This window comes from Sphingobium sp. BHU LFT2 (assembly GCF_018604485.1).
Taxonomy (GTDB): Bacteria; Pseudomonadota; Alphaproteobacteria; order Sphingomonadales; family Sphingomonadaceae; genus Sphingobium; species Sphingobium yanoikuyae_A.
The window spans coordinates 558,250-577,237 of sequence record NZ_JAFCGW010000001.1; the positions used below are offsets into that span (position 1 = coordinate 558,250).

The following is an 18,988-nucleotide window of genomic DNA, read 5'->3' on the forward strand; positions in this document are numbered from 1 at the left end:
GCTTGTCACGCCCATGTAACAAGCGGCTGATTTGAGCCCTTGCTTTGACGGGGGGAAGCCGTAGCTTCCTCTCCCATGGCAAAGGAACCGGCATTGGCGACCATCGCCGTCTACAGCCTCAAGGGGGGCGTTGGCAAAACCACCTTTTCGGTCAACCTCGCCTGGGCGTCGGCGAGCATATCGAAGCGGCGCACCCTGCTCTGGGATCTCGACCCGCAGGCGGCGTCGAGCTGGCTCCTCTCCACCGATCTTGAAAGCCGCGATGCGGCCCAGGCCATCTTCAGCAAGGATGTCGAGGTCCGCAAGCTGATCCAGCCCACCACCGTGCCGGGCCTGGACCTGATCGCCGCCGACACCTCGCTGCGCAGCCTCGACCATCTGTTCCGCGAGATGGACAAGAAGAAGCGGCTGGCCAAGCTGATCGACAGCCTGGGCAAGGATTATGACCGCATCATCCTCGATTGCCCGCCGGGCCTCACCGAAACCAGCGAGCAAGTGCTGCGCGCCGCCGACCTGATCGTCATCCCGGTCATCCCCTCCCCCCTGTCGCAGCGCGCGATGGGCGAGGTGGCACGCTATCTGGTGCAGCGCGGCGGCAATCATGCGCCGATCCTGCCGGTCTATTCGATGGTCGACCGCCGCCGCAGCCTGCATCGCAAGGCACTGGACGAACAGCCCGGCTGGGGCGCGATCCCTATGGCCAGCACGATCGAGCAGATGACGGTCCGTCGCAAGCCACTGGGCGCCTTCGCCCCCGCCTCGCCCCCGGCCCAGGCCTTCGGCGCGCTATGGACGATGGTCGAGCGGCAGGTTCAGCAGGGCTGAGGCCCTGCCTCAGCCAACGGCGCAGGCCTGCGCCGGCGGATCGGGGAACAGGCGCGCCGCATCCTGCGGCAGCATCGGCCGGCCATAATAATAGCCCTGCACCTTCTTGCAGCCCAGCCGGCGCACCATGTCCAGTTCGGTCGCGGTTTCCACCCCTTCCGCCGTGGTCGACATGCCCAGGCTTTCCGCCAGCGTCACCACCGCCCGGATGATCGCCAGATTTTCCGGCGTGTTATGCGCCGCGCCGACGACGAAGCTGCGGTCGATCTTGATCGTGTTGAAACGGGTGCGGCTGAGATAGCCGAGCGAAGAATAGCCGGTGCCGAAATCGTCGAGCGACAATTGTATGCCCATCGCCTGCAACTGATCCAGCACGCGCAGCGCGCCGTCATCCTCATGCATGAACACGCTTTCGGTGACCTCCAGCTCCAGCCGCCGCGCATCGAGCCCGCTCTGCGCCAGCGCATTGATCACCGCGGAGATGAAGTTGGACTGGTGCAGCTGTTCCGCCGATACGTTGACGGCGACCCTTATATGCGCGGGCCAGCGCATCGCCTCGCGGCAGGCGGTGCGCAGCACCCATTCGCCAATCGGCCCGATCAACCGAGCCTCCTCGGCCACCGGCACGAATTTCGACGGCGGGATCGGCCCCAGTTCGGGATGGGTCCAGCGCGCTAGCGCCTCGAACCCCGTGATCACGCCGGACGTCGCATCCACGACCGGCTGATAGAGAAGATGGAGCTGATCCTTCTCCAGCGCCTCGCGCAGCGCCTGCTCCAGCCGCTGCCGTTCCTCGGCCTTGGCATGCAGCTGCGGCTCATAGGGGCAATGGACACCGCCGCCTTCGTCCTTGGCGCGATAGAGCGCCAGATCGGCGCTGCGGATGATCGATTCGGACTGATGCCCGTCGATCGGCGAGACGGCCGAGCCGACCGACGCCCCGACATGCAGCACATGCTGATCGATCTGATAGGGGGCCGACAGCGCGTCGATGATCGCGATCGACAGGCGCGCCACCGCCCGGTCATCGTCGATCCGCGCGATCACCACGCCAAATTCGTCGCCACCGATGCGCCCGCAAAAACCGGCACCGCCACAGACATGACGCAAGCGCTGCGCCACCTGGCTGAGCAACTGGTCGCCGACCTGATGGCCCAGGCTGTCATTGATCGCCTTGAATCGGTCGAGATCGAGCATCAGGAACGCGCAGCCGGGCCGACGATTGCCGGTATCGGCCATCGCCTGGTCCAGCGCATCGCGCAGATGAGCGCGGTTGGGCAGGCCGGTCAGCGTGTCGAAGCGCGCCAGCTGGGCGATCTTGTCGGCCGATTCCCGCTGGACGGTGATGTCCGACCCGACACCGCGAAAGCCCTGGAAATTGCCATTGTCATCATAGCGGGGCGAAGCCGACAGCTCGAGCCAGCGCGTGCGCCCCTGCACATCGACGGGCAGCGCCAGATTGCTGAAGCTCTCCCGCCGCTTGAGATGATCCGCCAGGCTATGCAGGCTGGAGGCGAAGCGGCCGCTTTCCCATCCGGCGCCAGCCAGAACCTGGACCAGCGGCGCCCCTTCCAGCGCCTGCGGCGTCATGCCGACGCTTTCGGCGAAACGCTGGGATACGCCGCTGATCCGGCGCAGCGCATCGGTCTGCCACAGCCAGTCGGATGCGCCCTGCTCATATTCGCGCAGCAACAGGCTGACGACTTCGGTCTGCTCGGCCAACTGGACCGTGGTGCTGTGCTGGCGCGCGAAGGTGCGGGCATAGATGAGGCAGCCGACCAGCAGCGACAGTGCATAGCTGGTGGCGAGCGCCCGCAGCGGCAACAGGGTTTCGCCATCGAACATCGCCGACAGACCGACGATGCAGGGCACCAGGAAAGCGATCGCGGCCAGCGGCGTCGCCGCATAGCTGATTGCGCCGCACACCATGATGCAGCTGATGAGGGTCCAGAGCGCCACCAGATGCTCGGCCCCCTCTCCCCTCGAAAAAAGCGTCATGCAGGCCGCCCAGACCAGGCCGTGCAGCAGGCCGGTCAGGGCATGACGGCGCAGGTCGCGCGCCTGCGGCACGCCGCTGGCGCCGATCTTCCGGCGATGGATCAACAGGGCACTGATGGCGACGGCACCGATCAGCGCGACGCTCCAGCCAATCATGACGGTCGCCGAAACATGGCTGCCGAACACGCGCCAGAGGAACAGCAGGCCGAACACGTTCATCGCCAGACGCAGCAGCGCGACGCTGTCTGCCGACTGCAACTGGGCAGTCAGGACGCGCATATCGGCTTCATCGACGAGGCGTGCGAGCCCCATCATCGCCCTTAGCGAGCCCCGTCCCTGTCGGTCGGTTTCGGATTGCCCTTGCTCGATACCCACATGCCCGGCCTAGCACGCAATGGTTATCAATCGGTATGCGTCGCCCGATCAGGCAGCGATATCGTAAGGACGGATCTCGCCGGTCAGATAGAGGTTGCGTGCCTTGGACCGGCTGAGCTTGCCGGAGCTGGTGCGCGGCAGGGTGCGCGGCGGTACCAGTTCGACGACGCAGTTCATGCCGGTGATGGCGCGAACCCGCTCGCGAATCTGGTCGCGCAGACGCGAACGCTCCTCATTGTCGGAGGTGCGGCAATGGACCAGCACCGCCGGCGCTTCCTCGCCGCCCGGCGTGGTGATCGCAAAGGCGGCAATGTCACCCTGCTTGAAGCCCGGCAGCTGTTCCACGGCCCATTCGATATCCTGGGGCCAGTGATTCTTGCCGTTGATGATGATCATGTCCTTGGCGCGGCCGACAATGTAGAGATAGCCATCGGACAGATAGCCCATGTCGCCCGTGTCCAGCCAGCCATCCGCCATGCAGGCCTCGGTCGCTTCGGGGTCGCGGAAATAGCCGACCATCAGCGAGGGGCCGGTGGTCCAGACCTTGCCGATCTGGCGCTCGTTCATCAGGCCGCCATCCTCGTCCCGGATCTCGACGATCATGTCCTTGGCGGGCTTGCCGCAATTGACGATCGAGCGGAAACGCTGCGGACGGCCTTCCGGTGCGGCACCGCCCGACAGGTCGGTTTCCTCGACCAGTTCGACGATGATGCCTTCGCCCGGCGGCATGATGGTGACCGCCAGGGTGGCTTCGGCCAGGCCATAGCTTGGCAGGAACGCCTTGGGGCTGAAGCCGGCATCGCCAAACGCATCGACAAAGCTCTGCATCACGTCGGGGCGAATCATGTCGGCGCCGTTGCCGGCCAGGCGCCAGCGCGACAGGTCGAAACGATCGGCCGCCTTGGTCTGGCTCGACATGCGACGCGCGCAGATGTCGTAGCCGAAGGTCGGCGAATAGCTGATCGAGGTGCCTTCATTGCGGCTGATCAGGTCCAGCCAGGCCAGCGGACGGCGGGCGAAATCCTCGGTCTTCATATAGTCGGTCGACACCTGATTGGCGACGACCGACAGGAAGCAGCCGACCAGGCCCATGTCATGATACCAGGGCAGCCAGCTGATGCAGCGATCGCTTTCCTGCACTTCCATGCCATGGCTGTGCGCCGACAGGTTGGACAGCAGCGCATGGTGCGTCACGGCGACGCCATGGGGGAAGCGGGTCGAACCGCTCGAATATTGCAGATAGGCGATTTCCTCGCCCTTGGCCTGCGGCAGGTCGCAGGGGATCGCTTCGCGGGCGATGAAATCCTCGAAGGCGATGCTCTCGACCGACTTCTGCCGACCGGATTCGCCCGCCATGTCCTCCAGTTCCTTGGGGAAGAGGAACAGCATCGGGTCACAGCTCGACAACTGGACATTGAGCTGGTCGATATAGCTTTCCTTGCCGCCAAAGCTGGTCGGCAGCGGCAGCGGCACCGGCCAGGCGCCGGCATAGACGATGCCGAAGAACAGCATGGCGAAGTCGGCGCCGGTTTCGGCGACCAGGGCGACGCGGTCCTCGGGCTTCACGCCATGGGCGATCAGGCGATGGGCACAGGCGATCGCGTCCTCGCGCAGTTCGCTGAACGGATAGGGCCGCGCCAGATTGCCGCGCGCATCATGGAAATTGAGACCGCGCTTGCCCTGCGCCGCATAATCCAACGCTTCGCCCAACGTCTCGAAATCGGAGAAGCGGCGCGGAAGAACATCGTTGGTCGGCGTAGGTGCCATCATAATCTGCGAACCCGTCATATTGGTGTCACCCAATGTCATATCTGTCATATTCCGGCGGCCGCTATCAGTTTTGACGTCGACTTGCACCGGATAGTTTCAATCCAGCCTGTGCTTCTAGACCATAAGGCGCGGTAAAATTCCGGCCCGACTGTGGCATAAAGATGGCGCTTAGCGCATGATGGCGCACAATGCACGACCGGTCATGACCAGCAAACGCCCGCCCCCACCCCTGGACGAAGACGCCTTGCGCGAATTGGCGCTGCGCTATGTTGGCCGGTTCGCGACCAGCCGCGGCAAGCTGCTCGCCTATCTTGCGCGCAAATTGCGCGAGCGCGGATGGGGCGGGGAAGCGCCGGCCGATCCCGAAGCGCTGGTCGCCCGCTTCGCGGAACTTGGCTATGTCGACGACAGCGGCTTTGCCCTGATGAAGAGCGCGGCGCTCGGTCGGCGCGGCTACGGCGCCCGCCGCATCACCGAAACGCTGCGCGCCGCCGGCATAGAGGAGGCCGATCGCAGCGCGGCCGATGCCCAGGCACAGGCTGATCGCTGGGCGGCTGCCGACCGATTCGCCCGACGCAAGCGGATCGGCCCCTATGCAATGCAGGCGCCCGATCCCAAGGGACGGGAAAAGGCGATCGCCGCCTTCCTGCGCGCCGGCCATGATTATGCCCTGGCCCGGCGCTGGGTCGATGCAGCACCCGGCGACTTCCCCGAAGCGGAGGATTGAGGGTTAATTCTCTCCCGCACCTCCCCGAAACCCGCTAGGCAGGATCGCATGATCCTTACCCGACTGCTTCTCGCCGCCGCCCTGCCCGCGCTGCTCCTGGCCTGCTCTGCCAAGCCCGATGCCGGCGCCGATGCTGCAAATGACAGCGGCAATGTTCAGGCCGCCGCACCGCAGGGCGCGCTGCTCCCCCTCGTCATCCACACGGCGAAGGGAGTGCATCGCTTCGACGTGGAAGTCGCCCGGACCGAGGCGGAGCAGGAACAGGGACTGATGTTCCGCAAGGCACTGGATGCCGACAAGGGCATGCTCTTCCCGATGGAGCCGCCGCGCACCGCCAGCTTCTGGATGAAGAACACGATCATCCCGCTCGACATGCTGTTCATTCATACCGACGGCACGATCGCCTTCATCGGCGCCAATGTCGCCCCCTATTCGCGCGAGCCGGTGTCCGCCGGCGTTCCGGTGGTGGCAGTGCTGGAACTGCGCGGCGGCCGCGCCGCGGAACTGGGAATCAAGGAAGGCGACCGCCTGGCCTGGGGCAAATGCGCAACAACCGACGGCAAGAGCGCGATCGACCTCGATTTCTGCCCGACAACCGCCCGTTAGGGCCATATCTTCCTTGCCCACGTCAATCCCAGCGGCTAAGCGCATCGGCCATGGGTATCCTGGCAAACATCTTCACCTGGTGGAATGGCGCCACCTTCGGCACCTGGCTCTTCACGGCCCGCAAGGGCACGAAAGTGGGCGAGGACCATCAGGGCAATGTCTATTATGAAGGCGGCGTCGATCCGAACGGCCTGACGCGCCGCTGGGTGATGTATAACGGCGCCAATGATTCGAGCCGCGTGCCGGCCGAATGGCATGGCTGGCTGCACCACTCGATCGAGGGCACGCCCGAAAGCTTCCTGCCGCCGCCGCGCATCTGGGAAAAGGAATTCACCCCCAACGCGACCGGCACCGCCAACGCCTATCGTCCCTCGGGCGCGCTCGAAAAGGGCGGCCAGCGCCAGAAGGCGACCGGCGATTACGAGGCATGGAGCCCCGACGCGGCATGATTCGGCGTCCGGCGGGGGGATTCCCGCCGATCCTGCTTGGCGCGCCGCTTCTGGGGTGCGCGCTGCTGGCGGCCTGCGGTCGCAATGATGCGCCAGAAGCGAATCAGAGCGGCCCGGTAAAGATCGAGGGCCAGCCTATCCGCAACGCGGACGAGGCCAACCTGTCCGGCACGCCGATGGCCGAGCGCACCGCCGTCATCGGCCTGCTCAACAAGCGCAACGGCCTGACCCGCGACCTGACGATGAAGCCCGGCGAGGCGCTGCGCGTCGGCGATGCCATCGTCCGCCTGCAGGCGTGCGAGACCACGGCCCCCTGGGAGAATGTGCAGGAAACCGGCGCCTTCGTGCAGTTGGACGTGCGCAGCAGTTCCGACGGCAAGTGGCGCCGCAATTTTTCCGGCTGGCTGTTCCGCGAACGGCCCGACCGCAATGTCGTCCAGCACCCCGTCTATGACGTCTGGGTCAAGAGCTGCACGATGGAATGGCCCGAAAGCGGTCCTGCCACGGTCAAGCTGGGCGACAAGGGCAAGGTGCCTGCCGCCGCATCGCCGGCCAGCGGCGCAAACGCCAGTTCGGCCGCCGCGCCAGAACCGGCCGACAGCGCCGCGTCGCCCGCTCCCAGCGGCACGTCGCCGACGGCAACGCCCAACAACTGAAGATAGTCGCGCTGGCTGATTTCCTGCGCGCCCATGCTGCGCAGATGATCGGTCATGAACTGGCAGTCGAGCAGGCTGAAGCCGCCAAAGCGCATCCGCGCCACCAGCCAGGCCAGCGCCACCTTTGACGCGTCGGTGCGGCGCGACACCATGGACTCGCCGAAAAAGGCGCCACCCAGCGCCACGCCATAGAGGCCGCCGACCAGTTCATCCCCGTCCCAGCATTCGATCGAATGGGCAAAGCCCAGTTCGTGGAGATGGCGATAGGCGCGCTCGATCGGGCCATTGATCCAGGTCGACGGACGATCGGGCGCGGCTTCCGCACATAGGGCGACGATGCCGGCAAAGGCGCGGTTCGCGGTGACGCGAAACCTGTCCTGCCGGATCGTCTTTGACAGCGAACGTGACAGGTGAAGGCCATGGAGCGGCAGGATCGCCCGCCTTTTGGGCTCGACCCAATAGACATCGTCGGCCTGCCGGTCATCGGACATCGGGAACACGCCGATGGCATAGGCCTGCAGCAGCAACAGCGGATCGATCGTCATCGATTCAAGGGTCTAGCCAATGTCGAACCCGCCCGCCAGCCGCGATTGACTTGATCCGTCGCCCCCCTAGTCTCCCGCGCCATGATATCCCTCCGCCTCGCAGCCCTGCCGCTGCTCCTCGCCACCGTCGCCCTCCCCTTCGCCGCCTCGGCCGCGCCCGCATCCGATTCCTATGCCGCGCGAATCGCCAAGGTGCTGAAGGCCACCCCGCTGATCGACGGCCATAATGACTGGCCCGAAGCGATGGCCGGCAAGGCCGGGGACGCCCGCTGGACCATGCCGCTCGACCGGCTCGACCCCAGCCAATATCATACCGACATCACCCGCCTGCGTGCCGGGCAGATGGGCGGGCAATTCTGGTCCGTCTGGGTGTCGGCCGACCTGCCCGAACTGCAGCAGGTGAAGGATACGGTCGAGCAGATCGAACTGGTCCACAGCCTCGCCCGCCGCTACCCGCAGAATTTCACCCTCGCCACCACCGCTGCCGAGGTCCGTGCCGCGCACAAGGCCGGACGGATTGCGTCGATGATCGGGGTCGAAGGCGGCGGCCAGATCGACGGCAGCCTGGCCGTGCTGCGCGCCTATCACGACCTTGGCGCCGGCTATCTGACCCTGACCCACAGCCGGACCATCGCCTGGGCCGACAGCGCCACCGACAATCCCCAGCATGACGGCCTCACCCCGTTCGGCGAGGCGGTGGTGCATGAACTCAACCGCCTGGGCATGCTGGTCGACCTCGCCCATGTCAGCGAAGGCGTGATGCTGGACGCACTGAAGATCAGCAAGGCGCCGGTCATCTTCTCCCATTCCAGCGCGCGCGCCCTGTGCAACACGCCACGCAACGTGTCCGACGCGATCCTGAAGCAGGTGGCGGCCAATGGCGGCGTGGTCATGGTCAATTTCGCGCCGCAATATGTGTCGGAGGCCCGCCGGGTCTGGAGCGCGGCGCGCAGCGCGGAAATGGCCCGCTATAACGCCCCGCCCTTTGGCGGCCTCTATATCGGTGATCCCGAGGGCGCGAAGAAGGCGCTGGCGGAATGGGAAAAGGCCAATCCCGAGCCGGTCGTCACCCTGTCAATGGTCGCCGACCATATCGACCATATCGCCAAGGTCGCGGGCGTCGACCATGTCGGCATCGGCAGCGATTTCGACGGCGTGGGATCGCTGCCCCAGGGGCTGGGCAGCGTCGCCACCTATCCCGCGCTGCTGGCCGAACTGATGCGCCGCGGCTGGAGCGATGCCGACATCGCCAAGCTGGCTGGCGAGAATGTGCTGCGTGTCATGGCGGCCGCGGAAAAGGTCGCCGAGGGGATGAAAGGCGAGCCGATCGGCAATGGCACCGTCGCATCGCTGGACGGCGCCAAGCCCGCAACAAAGGAATAGAGCCTGATTCACGCCATCGCTGGAAGCGCGGAGCGCTTCCAGCGATGGCGTGAATCAGGCTCTAACTGACAGCCGGCTCCAGCAACCGGATCGTACCCGCGTCCGCGTCGATTTCGGCGCGGGCGCCGACCGGGAGGCTGAACTGGTTGGCGACATGGCCGAACAGCGCGCCCTGGAAAGCAGGAATGCCGAGCGGCGCCAGATGCTGCTGCAGCACTTCCGACAGGGTGAAGCCGCCATAGGACACGCCGGTGGCCGTGCAGCTGGTGCATTGGCCGAAGACGAAGCCGGCGAGCTTTGGCAATATGCCCGCCAGCGACAATTGGGTCAGCATCCGGTCAATGCGATATTCCGCCTCGTTGGTTTCCTCCACGAACAGGATCGCGCCGGTGAAATCGGGCAACCAGGGCGTGCCCATCAAGGCCGTCAACACGGTGAGATTGCCACCCAGCAACCGCCCGCTCGCCTTGCCGCCGCCAAAGGTGCGGATGCGGCCGCTGCGCGGCACCAGCCGATCCTCCGCCCCCACCGGATTGACATAGGTCGGCGTCGCCCCGTCAAACGCCACCGCGCGGAAGCTGTCCCAGCTGAGCTTGCCCCAGCCGCTCGCGGCATTGGGGCCGTGGATGGTGGTGAAGCCGGCGCGGGCCGCAAAAGCCAAGTGCAGCGCCGTGATATCGGAAAAGCCGGTCAGCAGCTTGGGATTGGCGCGAATCGTCTTGAAGTCGAGATAGGGCAGCATGCGCGCGCAGCCCCAGCCGCCGCGCACCGCAAACACCGCCTTCACCTCCGGATCGGCATACATGGCGTTGACGTCGGCAGCGCGGTCGGCATCCTTGCCCGCCAGATAGCCATAGCGTTCGACCAGATGGGGCGCAGCCTTGGGCTTCAGTCCCATGGCGACGATGGTTTCCTTGACCAGGCCCAGGTCGAAGGCGTCATCGGTGAAACCCGCCGGTTCGACCAGGCCGACCACATCCCCTTCGCGCAGGCGCGGCGGCCGGATCAGCCCGGCCGGTGCCGCTGCCGAAGCCGAAGGAACGCGTGCCGCTGCCCCTCCAGCGACCACAGCGCCACCTATGCCGGCCAGCAACCCACGACGATCGATCATGCAAAAACGCTCCCATCCTTGTGGCGATAGACCCCACCGGACAGGTGCAGATCGATATCGGGATAATGGCAATCACTGACAGAAGGACGGCCAAAGGCAAGGAAGACGCAATCCGTGTCACTTTCATTGAGCAGATGATGGCCGTTGGCCACGCCCTTGGGGAAGGCCGCCATGTCGCCCGCCACCATAGGGGTGCGCCCGCCCTCCTCGACCAGCACCGCCTCGCCCGACAGCATGACGACAAATTCGTCCTCACCTTCATGCCAGTGACGTTGCGAGGAGGCCGCACCGGGTTTCAGCACGACATGGCTGACGCCGAAATCGCCCAGCCCCGTCGCCGGCCCAAGCCGGCGATAATGACGCCCGGCGACCGCCCGCGCATGATCGCCCGGATAGCCGGTGGCATTGCTCTGCGGAATGGCGACGAGATCGATCTTCGGCATGGCCCCTCTCCTCTGCGCTGGCCAAGAAAGACGGCTTTCGCTAACGCTGCTCCATGACCAAGACCAGCACCAATCATGACGCCCTGGCCCTGGCCGAGCGCCTGCTCGCCTGCCCCTCCGTCACCCCGGCCGTCGGCGATGTCTTCGCCGAGCTGGAAGCGATGCTGGTCCCGCTGGGCTTCACCGTAGACCGTTTCGTCAGCGGCGTCGCGCCCGACGGCCCGGTCGAAAATCTGCTCGCCTGGCGTACGACCGGTGCCGGCCCGCATTTCGCCTTTGCCGGCCATCTCGACGTCGTCCCGCCCGGCCATGGCTGGGCCAGCGATCCCTTCACGCCGGTGGTGCGCGGCGACCTGCTCTATGGCCGCGGCGCGGTCGACATGAAGGGCGCGATCGCCGCCTTCGTCGCGGCGTTGCACGGATTGCCCGACGACCTGCCGGGGACGATCAGCCTGATCATCACCGGTGACGAGGAAGGCCCGGCCACCTATGGCACGCTGGCGCTGATGGACCGGATGGTCGCCCATGGCCTGCACCCCGACATGTGCCTGGTCGGCGAACCCACCTCCTCGGCACGGCTGGGCGACGTGGTGAAGATCGGCCGGCGCGGCTCGGTCAACATGTGGATCAAGGTGGCGGGCATGCAGGGCCATGTCGCCTATCCGCACCTGGCCGACAATCCGATCCCGGCGCTGGTCCGCATCCTGGCTAAGATCGATGCGGAAGTGCTGGATACCGGCACCGACTGGTTCCAGCCCAGCAATATCGAGATCACCGACCTGGAAGTCGGCAACCCGGCCCATAATGTCATCCCGGCGGCAGCAACCGCGCGCATCTCGATCCGCTTCAACGATCAGCATAGCGGCGCATCGTTGATCGAGCGGATCAGCGCGATCGCAGCAAGTGAGGGCGGCAGCGTCGAGGCGAAGATCAGCGGCGAGCCCTTCTTGACGCAGCCGGGCACGCTCTCCACCCTGATCAGCGATGCGATCCGCGAAGTGACGGGGGTGGAGACCGAATTGTCGACCACCGGCGGCACGTCGGATGCACGCTTCCTCTCGCGCCTCTGCCCGGTCGCCGAATTCGGCCTCAACAATGCGACGATGCACAAGCTGGACGAGGCCGTCGCGGTCGCCGACCTGCACGACCTGACCCGCATCTACACGCTGATCACGGAGCGGGCGCTGCGGGGCTGACGCCGATTCACGACGCGACAGTCCGAAGTTCACAGTGTCGTGAGGCTGTTTTGGGCCATTTGCGCCTGAAACGCCACGCCGACGCGTCTGTGACGCGACAGTTGCGCGCCACGGACGCGACACCAGGGTCATGCTGACGCGCCATTGACGCGACGATGAAATGACAGTGAAGCGACAGCCACGCGCCAACGGCCCATCGGCCGATGCCGGATCAAGGAGCCTTAGCCTCTGCATCCGACAGGATAGATCATAAAAGCCCGCAGTAGGACAGCCCACCCGATGTCATGCGGGTGGTTAAGCGACGGCCTGTTTCCTCCCGCCATCCCTGCGGAGGCAGGGATCCATTGCCCCAGTCTGGTGCGACATGCACGGTCAGGAGATGGGTTCCCGCTTTCGCGGGAATGACGAAAAGAGATGGGAACAAGACATTCCTCCCCGGCACGGGGAGGGGGACCGCTCGCGTGGCGAGTGGTGGAGGGGCACTAGCCTGACAGCACAGCGTTAATAGGAACCTGCCCTTCCGTCAGCGCTTCGCGCTGCCACCTCCCCGTTCCGGGGAGGAATGTCCGCTTCTACTCGTTTCCCGCCCTCAATACTCTCCTTGAATACCACTCCCCAGGCGATCGATGATGCGGGTGACGCCCATGTCGGCGGTGACATTGCCGACGGTGCGGAAGATGTCGGGTACCGTTTCCACCGCGAGCAGCAGCGGCAGCGCCTCGACCGGGACGCCCATGGCGAGGCAGATCGGACCCGTGGTGGTGAAGAAGGTAATCTGGCTGGGCAGGCCGACCGCCGCCAGGCTGACAACCGCCGCGACCAATACCCCCATGACGATCTGCAACGGGCCAAGCGCCACGCCGTTCATGGCCGCGACATAGAGGGCGATGCCCAGATTGGCGGGCGGGCTGGTGATGCGGAACAGCGAGATGGCGAGCGGGAGGACGATGCTGCGCGTCGCTTCCCGCACTTCCAGCGGGCCGTCGCTCGCTGCGATCATGGCCGGCAAGGACGCAATCGAGCTTTGCGTCGAGAAGGCGATGATCTGTGCAGGCAGCGCGGCGCGCGCGAACCGGCCGGGCGCGATCCGCCCAAGCCCCATCACCAGCGGATAGACGAGCAGCGTCACCGCCAGGCAGATGAGCACGATGAAGCCGATATAGTGAAGTAGCGCGCCGGCCGTGGCGAGGCCGGATCGGCTGCCGGCGACCAGCGCCAGGGCGAAGACGCCGATCGGCGCCAGCCACAGCACCCAGCCGACGACGACCAGCAGCGTATCGACCAGCGCCGCCAGGAAGCCGGTGAGCGCAACGCGGCGATCATCCGAAATGCGGGTGACGGCAAAGCCGAAGACCAGGGCGAACAGCACGACCGCCACCACCTGCCCTTCCGCCGCCGAACGGATCGGATTGGCGGGTATGAAACCCAGCAGCCATTCGGCCGAGGGACGTACCCCGGGCACGTCGGCAGTGGCGCCAGCCCCGGCGAGGGCGCCGATGGCGCCGGCCGGCACCGGCCACCAGTGCAATAGCAACGGACCGATCAAAGCCGCGACGCTGGCCGAGCCGAGCAGCATCAGCGCGAACAGCAGCAGGGCGCGGCCCGCCATGCCGCTGGTTCGCGCCGTCGTCGCCGCGGAGGCGACCCCGGTGACGAGGAGCGAGAAGATCAGGGGGATGAGCGGCATCTGCAGGCCGTTGAGCCAGGCCTTGCCGATCGGCTGGGCAATGTCGACAATATCGGCATCAAGCGCCCCGCCCCATTCGGACAGGGCGATGCCGCTGGCCAGCCCCAGCAGCAGCGCTATCAATATTCTAATCGTCAACGACATACAGGCCGTGTCCCCCGATCCGGCGTCATCGCTCCCCTGAGACCGTGCCGGAGCTTGTTTTCAACCTGAACCGACCCAGGTCTAAGCGCCTGCCGACAAAAAGAAAGCCCGGCGATCGAAACGGATCGCCGGGCAAAGCGGGTCTGCCTGGGAGCCGACCGATGGGGTGTCGCGTCAGCCCTTCTTTTCGGGCGGCAGGGTGATCTTCACATCCTCGCCATTCTGGCCGGGGAAATTGGTGAACATGGCGTCGATCAGATTCGGCACCAGATAGGTCAGCTTGTTGGACAGCGACTGGGCGCTGGCCTTGCCCTCGAACAGGCGCAGATTGTCGGCAGCACGATCGATCTTCATGCTGAGGTCGCTGGTGTAGACGGTGTAGCTCGACACGTCGTTGAAGCCGCCGCCGCCAAACAGCCAGGGATCATAGAAGCCATAGCCCCAAGGACGACCCCAGCGGCCATAGCCCCAGCCGCCACCGAAATAGGGGCTCGGACCGAAACCGCCGGTCGAGCGCACACGCTCACGGCCATTGTCGACATCATAGGCGACACGCACGATGAGGTCGGCCTTGGCCGGATCGCTGGCCGCGACATAGCCCGTCTGGGCCAGACGCTGGCCGACCATCTGGGCATAATGGGAAAATTCGAGTCCACCGGCGAGCTTAGGATCGTCGGCGACGATCGTGTAACTCTGCCCCGCGGGTGCAGGGAGCTGCTGGAAACGGGCGACGTCCGCCTTGAATGACGTGGCGCAGCCGGACAGGGCCACCAACGCCAGCGCGGGCGCTGCGAAAAGGCCGATCTTGCTGAAAGCTTTCATTTTTTCGCGTCCTGAATCAGGCGGATGCCTGTTAGTCTTCTTGCGCCCTGCTCTAGCAAAACGCAACTGAACATCGTTTGAACGCACCAACCCGTCGATTGGACGCAAGCCATGTCCGCACATCCATGACGGCATGTCGCAAAGCGATCCGTCAAGCCACTGGAAAAGAGTGACAGACTGTTGCAGGAAAGCCGCATGAAGCATGCCTTTCTCACCCTGCCGCTGTTCGCTCCCTTGCTGATAGCAGCCGCGTCTTCGCCCACGCCAACTGGCAATCCGGCAGACTGGGTCACGTCCGAAGATTATCCGGCAACGGCACTGCGCGAGGGACAGGAGGGAGTTACTGCCTTTTTGCTGGACATCGACAAGAATGGCGTGCCGGTAAAATGCACGATCAGTTCCAGCAGCGGCGCCGCCACACTGGATCAGGCCACCTGCGACCTACTCATAGCTCGCGCCCGTTTTGCGCCTGCGCGCGACACGAACGGCAAGCCCCTCGTCGGAAGCTACAGCAACAAGATCAACTGGCGGATACCGGAGCCCGATGGCAGCTTCCGACTACCCCCGTTGCCGTTCCGGCAGGTCACGACCTTCACGATCAACACCGATGGCAGCGCATCGGACTGCGTCGCGACGATCAACGACAAGCCGATGCCGGAACAACATTGCGCAACGCAAATTCTCAGTCGGCGTTATCCGATCCAGCGGGACAGCGCCGGCAATCCCGTGCGCAAGAAGATGCGCATGGCGATGACATTCGAAACGATCGAAGAAGGTAAGTGACGGGCGCAGTTCGCGCCCGTCCTTCCAGTTGGCTCAGCGCATCAGGCCCATGGCGTCATAGGCCGCGCGCAGGGTCGGTTCGGCTGCAGCAGCCGCCTTGGCCGCGCCCTTGTCGAGGATCGCGTCGAGCGCGGCATCGTCGGTGCGCAGTTCCACGAAACGCTCGCGCATCGGCCGCAGCGTTTCGACCAGCAACTCGCCCAGCGCCGGCTTGAACGCGCCAAAGCCCTTGCCGGCGAACTGGGCGCAGACGGCGTCAGGCGTGCTGTTCGACAGGGTGGCGTAGATGCCGATCAGGTTGGTCGCTTCCGGACGACCGGCCAGACCCTCCGCCGTTTCGGGCAGCGGCTCGGGATCGGTCTTGGCCTTCTTCACCTTGGTCATGATCGCATCATCCTCGTCGGTAAGGTTGATGCGGCTCATGTCCGAAGGATCGGACTTGGACATTTTCGCCGTGCCGTCGCGCAGCGACATGATGCGCGCCGATTCCTTGGGGATGATCGGCGCCGGCAGGGTGAAGACGTCAGCGCCGAAATCGGTGTTGAACTTGGTGGCGATGTCGCGCGACAGCTCGAGATGCTGCTTCTGGTCCTCGCCCACGGGGACATGGGTCGCCTGATAGAGCAGGATGTCGGCCGCCTGCAGCACCGGATAGACGAACAGGCCGACCGACGCGCCCTCGCGGTCCTTGCCCGCCTTGTCCTTGAACTGGGTCATGCGGTTGAGCCAGCCAATCCGCGCGGTGCCATTCAGGAGCCAGGCGAGTTCGGCATGGGCCGGCACGCGCGCCTGGTTGAAGAGGACCGAGCGATCGGGATCGATGCCCGATGCGACCAGGGCGGCGGCCATGTCGCGTACGTTGCGGATGCGCTGCTCGCGCCCTTCATGCACGGTGATCGAGTGCATGTCGGCGAGGAAGAAGAAGCACTGGCTGCCTTCGTCCATCTCGTCCTGCATCTTCACCCAGTTGCGGATCGCGCCAAGGTAGTTGCCAAGGTGCAGATTGCCGGTGGGCTGGATGCCGGAAAGGACGCGCATTACTCTAATCCATTCTGTTGATTATGGGGTGCCTCGCCGCCGCATCAGCGCCTTGAGGTCGGATAGGCGATAGGCGCCGGTGACGAAGCATGCCAGCCCGTACAGCGCGACGCCCGCGCCGACAAGCAGGGCAAGCCCGATATAGCGGCTGACCATCGTGCCCGAGAGCATCGAATCGAGCAGATCCTCGCCCGCCCAGAGCGCCAGCCCCATCACCACGGCCGCCACGGCGAGGCGTGGAATGCGGCGGCGCAACTGCGGATCGGCGGTGAAATGGCCACGCGCGACCAGCGTGCGATAAAGCATCGCGACATTGACGGTCGAGGAGAGCGCGGTGGCGAGCGGCGGCCCGATATGACCGAGCGTCGGGATCATCGCGAGATTGCCGACGATATTGATGGCGATCGACAACATCGCATAGCGCACCGGCGTCCTGGTATCGCCGCGCGCATAATAGCCCGGCGTCAGCACCTTCACGAGCACATAGCTGGGCAGGCCGATCGAGAAGGCGGAGAGTGCCCAGCCGCAGCGCATCGCATCCTCGGCGCTGAAGCGGCCATATTGGAACAGGCCGCGCACGATCGGTTCGGCCACGGTGATAAAGGCGACGGTCGCCGGCAGGGTCAGGAACAGGGCCAGTTCGATGCCCCGGTTCTGCGTCTCCATCGCCGCCTGATCCTCGCCCTTCGACAGCATGCGCGAGATGGTGGGGAGGAGGATGGTGCCAAGCCCGATGCCGATCAGGCCCAGGGGAAGCTGATTCAACCGGTCGGCATAATAGATATAGGTGATCGAGCCCGAGGCGAGCAGCCAACCCGACAGCGCAGTCGAGATCAGGAGGTTGATCTGCGACGCGCCGGCGCCGGCAGCGGCGGGCACGATCAGGCGCAGCAGTTCGCGCACATCGGCGTCGAGACGCGGACGCTTCAATTTCATCGAGACGCCGGCCCGCTTGCAGGCCCAGATCAGCCAGAGCAGTTGCAACGCCCCGCCGACCGTGACCGACATCGCCTGAACACGCGCGGTTTCATATTCGTCGGCGCCGTGGAAGAACCACAGGCCCGCGATCATCGCGACGTTGAGCAGAATCGGTGCGGCCGCATTGACCCAGAATTTGTCGAGCGAGTTCAAGATGCCGCCCAGCAGCGAGGCGAGGCTGATCAGCGCCAGATAGGGAATGGTGATGCGCGACAGAGTGACGGCGAAGGCGAACTGATCCAGTGTCGGATTCTGGCGCGAAAAGCCACCCGACAGCGCCCAGGTGATCGGCCAGGCCGCCGCCAGCAGGACGATCGTGAACAGGATCAGCACCGGCAGCAGCACGGCCAGCGCCCGCTCTGCAAAATGATAGCCGTCCGCCATGCCGCCCGGCCCGGCCGCCTTCTTGTTGAACAGCGGGATGAAGGCGGCGGAGAAGGCCCCCTCCGCAAAGAGGGCGCGGAACATATTGGGCAGGCGGAAAGCCACGCCGTTGAAGGCGTCCGACGCGAAGCCGGCGCCGACATAACGAGCCGCGAGCGAATCGCGCACCAGCGCCAGCACCCGGCTGGCGAGCGTCAGCCCGCCGACCGAGCCAAGGGCCTTCACCAATTTCATGGCAATCTCCGTTCGGGCTGAGCGAGGTCGAAGCCCTGCCCTGAGCGTAGCGAAAGGGCTTCGCTACGCTCAGCCGCGCCCTTCGACAGGCTCAGGGCGAACGGATGGGTATTCATGAAGAATCAGGCGTGACCGGCGGGTTCGCCTGCGGTCGCCTGCATCTGTTCAGCCTGCTGCAGGTAGAGCGCACCGAAATCGATCGGATCGAGCAGCAGCGGCGGGAAGCCGCCGTCGCGGATCGCGTCGGCCAGCACGCGGCGCGCGAAGGGGAAGACGAGGCGCGGCGCTTCGGCCAGCATGAAGGGCTGGATCTGGTCCTCGGGCACGTTGCGCATGCCGAACAGCGCGGCATAGACGAGTTCGACGGCAAAGGCGGTGCCCTGCGGCGCGACGGCCTTCACTTCGATCTTCAGGGCGATTTCCAGCACTTCGTCACCGACGCGGTCGGCACCGATGTTGAACTGGACGTCGATCTGCGGCTGGTCCTGCCACTGGTAAACGGCCGGGGCGTTCGGATTTTCGAACGACAGATCCTTCACATATTGGCTGATCAGCGCAATCTGCGGCGCGGTGTCGGCGCCATTGCCGGTCACGTTGGTCTGGATGGTGTCGGCTTCGTCGGCCATTGTCCTCAAATCCTTGCTGATCGTTCGTTGCTCGAAGGGCCGGAACGGCCCGCGATATCGATCCGCGCGCTTAGCAGTGGCGAAAGATCAGGGCAATGCCGCCCGACAGGAAGCAACGTCGGCCAATTGCTGCGCATTACAGGGCAAGCCGATATTTGAAGTATCGTGCAAACATGCCTATGTTGATGGAACATCATCCCGAACAAAG

Annotated in this window: 17 protein-coding genes and 1 pseudogene; 8 read left to right on the top strand and 10 right to left on the bottom strand. The window is 65.2% G+C overall.

The window, feature by feature from the left end; all coding sequences use genetic code 11:
* Positions 1-75 precede the first annotated feature (75 nt).
* Entirely contained in the window at positions 76-825 is a 750-nt protein-coding gene (locus JQK15_RS02770) for a ParA family protein (protein ID WP_017500882.1), read from the top strand.
* A gap of 9 nt (positions 826-834) precedes the next feature.
* Here JQK15_RS02770 and JQK15_RS02775 read toward each other — a convergent pair whose 3' ends face one another.
* Together JQK15_RS02775 and JQK15_RS02780 are read right to left on the bottom strand one after the other, a co-directional pair.
* A complete protein-coding gene (locus JQK15_RS02775) occupies positions 835-3,138 on the bottom strand; it encodes a putative bifunctional diguanylate cyclase/phosphodiesterase (RefSeq protein WP_214863276.1) in 2,304 nt (767 codons plus the stop codon).
* 108 nt (positions 3,139-3,246) lie between these two features.
* Entirely contained in the window at positions 3,247-5,007 is a 1,761-nt protein-coding gene (locus tag JQK15_RS02780; RefSeq protein WP_214863278.1) for a fatty acyl-AMP ligase, read from the bottom strand.
* A gap of 163 nt (positions 5,008-5,170) precedes the next feature.
* Here JQK15_RS02780 and JQK15_RS02785 point away from each other — a divergent pair, with 163 nt between their 5' ends.
* From JQK15_RS02785 to JQK15_RS27400, 4 genes and pseudogenes are all read left to right on the top strand, one after another.
* Positions 5,171-5,695: a regulatory protein RecX gene (locus tag JQK15_RS02785; RefSeq protein WP_214863280.1), complete on the top strand. Its 525-nt coding sequence runs from the start codon at positions 5,171-5,173 to the stop codon at positions 5,693-5,695.
* A 48-nt stretch (positions 5,696-5,743) separates the two neighbouring features.
* A complete protein-coding gene (locus JQK15_RS02790) occupies positions 5,744-6,301 on the top strand; it encodes a DUF192 domain-containing protein (protein ID WP_004210348.1) in 558 nt (185 codons plus the stop codon).
* 50 nt (positions 6,302-6,351) lie between these two features.
* Positions 6,352-6,750 carry an NADH:ubiquinone oxidoreductase subunit NDUFA12 gene (locus tag JQK15_RS02795; protein WP_004210347.1) on the top strand — a complete coding sequence of 133 codons (399 nt, stop codon included), beginning with the start codon at positions 6,352-6,354 and terminating at the stop codon, positions 6,748-6,750.
* A gap of 242 nt (positions 6,751-6,992) precedes the next feature.
* Positions 6,993-7,163, top strand: a pseudogene (locus JQK15_RS27400) (DUF2155 domain-containing protein); the annotation flags it as partial.
* Between the two features lie 35 nt (positions 7,164-7,198).
* On the opposite strand, the gene aat reads toward JQK15_RS27400, so the two are convergent.
* Complete coding sequence (aat, locus tag JQK15_RS26775) at positions 7,199-7,951, bottom strand: leucyl/phenylalanyl-tRNA--protein transferase (protein ID WP_214863282.1); 753 nt, start codon at positions 7,949-7,951, stop codon at positions 7,199-7,201.
* Positions 7,952-8,032: 81 nt separating this feature from the next.
* Here aat and JQK15_RS02810 point away from each other — a divergent pair, with 81 nt between their 5' ends.
* On the top strand, positions 8,033-9,334 hold the full coding sequence (locus JQK15_RS02810; RefSeq protein ID WP_214863284.1) for a dipeptidase: 1,302 nt from the start codon (positions 8,033-8,035) through the stop codon (positions 9,332-9,334).
* A gap of 61 nt (positions 9,335-9,395) precedes the next feature.
* Here JQK15_RS02810 and JQK15_RS02815 read toward each other — a convergent pair whose 3' ends face one another.
* Both JQK15_RS02815 and JQK15_RS02820 read right to left on the bottom strand, forming a co-directional pair.
* Entirely contained in the window at positions 9,396-10,445 is a 1,050-nt protein-coding gene (locus JQK15_RS02815; RefSeq protein ID WP_214863286.1) for a S66 peptidase family protein, read from the bottom strand.
* Positions 10,442-10,888 (bottom strand): cupin domain-containing protein, encoded by a 447-nt coding sequence (locus JQK15_RS02820; RefSeq protein ID WP_214863287.1) that lies wholly within the window; start codon positions 10,886-10,888, stop codon positions 10,442-10,444. Before JQK15_RS02820 ends, JQK15_RS02815 begins: the two co-directional genes overlap by 4 nt.
* Positions 10,889-10,941: 53 nt before the next feature.
* Here JQK15_RS02820 and dapE point away from each other — a divergent pair, with 53 nt between their 5' ends.
* The gene (gene dapE / locus JQK15_RS02825; protein ID WP_214863288.1) at positions 10,942-12,084 is read left to right on the top strand and encodes a succinyl-diaminopimelate desuccinylase; all 1,143 of its coding nucleotides are present in this window, start codon (positions 10,942-10,944) and stop codon (positions 12,082-12,084) included.
* Between the two features lie 589 nt (positions 12,085-12,673).
* Here dapE and JQK15_RS02830 read toward each other — a convergent pair.
* Positions 12,674-13,915: a dicarboxylate/amino acid:cation symporter gene (locus JQK15_RS02830; RefSeq protein ID WP_214863289.1), complete on the bottom strand. Its 1,242-nt coding sequence runs from the start codon at positions 13,913-13,915 to the stop codon at positions 12,674-12,676.
* A 174-nt stretch (positions 13,916-14,089) separates the two neighbouring features.
* A complete protein-coding gene (locus JQK15_RS02835) occupies positions 14,090-14,737 on the bottom strand; it encodes a DUF4136 domain-containing protein (RefSeq protein ID WP_214863290.1) in 648 nt (215 codons plus the stop codon).
* Positions 14,738-14,932: 195 nt separating this feature from the next.
* On the opposite strand from JQK15_RS02835, the gene JQK15_RS02840 reads away from it, so the two are divergent.
* Positions 14,933-15,520, top strand: a complete 588-nt coding sequence (locus JQK15_RS02840) for an energy transducer TonB (protein ID WP_214863292.1) — start codon at positions 14,933-14,935, stop codon at positions 15,518-15,520.
* A 33-nt stretch (positions 15,521-15,553) separates the two neighbouring features.
* Here JQK15_RS02840 and trpS read toward each other — a convergent pair whose 3' ends face one another.
* The 3 genes from trpS to secB form a co-directional block, all read right to left on the bottom strand.
* Positions 15,554-16,558 carry a tryptophan--tRNA ligase gene (gene trpS, locus JQK15_RS02845; protein ID WP_017500871.1) on the bottom strand — a complete coding sequence of 335 codons (1,005 nt, stop codon included), beginning with the start codon at positions 16,556-16,558 and terminating at the stop codon, positions 15,554-15,556.
* Between the two features lie 21 nt (positions 16,559-16,579).
* Entirely contained in the window at positions 16,580-18,154 is a 1,575-nt protein-coding gene (murJ, locus tag JQK15_RS02850) for a murein biosynthesis integral membrane protein MurJ (protein ID WP_214863294.1), read from the bottom strand.
* A gap of 122 nt (positions 18,155-18,276) precedes the next feature.
* Positions 18,277-18,780 (bottom strand): protein-export chaperone SecB, encoded by a 504-nt coding sequence (secB, locus tag JQK15_RS02855; protein WP_099234505.1) that lies wholly within the window; start codon positions 18,778-18,780, stop codon positions 18,277-18,279.
* Positions 18,781-18,988 lie beyond the last annotated feature (208 nt).

Coding starts and splice junctions, on each gene's coding strand:
- JQK15_RS02785 (WP_214863280.1), top strand. CDS start 5,171: ATGACCAGCAAACGCCCGCCCCCACCCCTGGACGAAGACGCCTTGCGC.
- JQK15_RS02820 (WP_214863287.1), bottom strand. CDS start 10,888: ATGCCGAAGATCGATCTCGTCGCCATTCCGCAGAGCAATGCCACCGGC.
- JQK15_RS02775 (WP_214863276.1), bottom strand. CDS start 3,138: ATGATGGGGCTCGCACGCCTCGTCGATGAAGCCGATATGCGCGTCCTG.
- murJ (WP_214863294.1), bottom strand. CDS start 18,154: ATGAAATTGGTGAAGGCCCTTGGCTCGGTCGGCGGGCTGACGCTCGCC.
- dapE (WP_214863288.1), top strand. CDS start 10,942: ATGACCAAGACCAGCACCAATCATGACGCCCTGGCCCTGGCCGAGCGC.
- JQK15_RS02810 (WP_214863284.1), top strand. CDS start 8,033: ATGATATCCCTCCGCCTCGCAGCCCTGCCGCTGCTCCTCGCCACCGTC.
- JQK15_RS02780 (WP_214863278.1), bottom strand. CDS start 5,007: ATGACATTGGGTGACACCAATATGACGGGTTCGCAGATTATGATGGCA.
- trpS (WP_017500871.1), bottom strand. CDS start 16,558: ATGCGCGTCCTTTCCGGCATCCAGCCCACCGGCAATCTGCACCTTGGC.
- JQK15_RS02815 (WP_214863286.1), bottom strand. CDS start 10,445: ATGATCGATCGTCGTGGGTTGCTGGCCGGCATAGGTGGCGCTGTGGTC.
- JQK15_RS02840 (WP_214863292.1), top strand. CDS start 14,933: ATGAAGCATGCCTTTCTCACCCTGCCGCTGTTCGCTCCCTTGCTGATA.
- JQK15_RS02795 (WP_004210347.1), top strand. CDS start 6,352: ATGGGTATCCTGGCAAACATCTTCACCTGGTGGAATGGCGCCACCTTC.
- secB (WP_099234505.1), bottom strand. CDS start 18,780: ATGGCCGACGAAGCCGACACCATCCAGACCAACGTGACCGGCAATGGC.
- JQK15_RS02770 (WP_017500882.1), top strand. CDS start 76: ATGGCAAAGGAACCGGCATTGGCGACCATCGCCGTCTACAGCCTCAAG.
- JQK15_RS02835 (WP_214863290.1), bottom strand. CDS start 14,737: ATGAAAGCTTTCAGCAAGATCGGCCTTTTCGCAGCGCCCGCGCTGGCG.
- JQK15_RS02790 (WP_004210348.1), top strand. CDS start 5,744: ATGATCCTTACCCGACTGCTTCTCGCCGCCGCCCTGCCCGCGCTGCTC.
- JQK15_RS02830 (WP_214863289.1), bottom strand. CDS start 13,915: ATGTCGTTGACGATTAGAATATTGATAGCGCTGCTGCTGGGGCTGGCC.
- aat (WP_214863282.1), bottom strand. CDS start 7,951: ATGACGATCGATCCGCTGTTGCTGCTGCAGGCCTATGCCATCGGCGTG.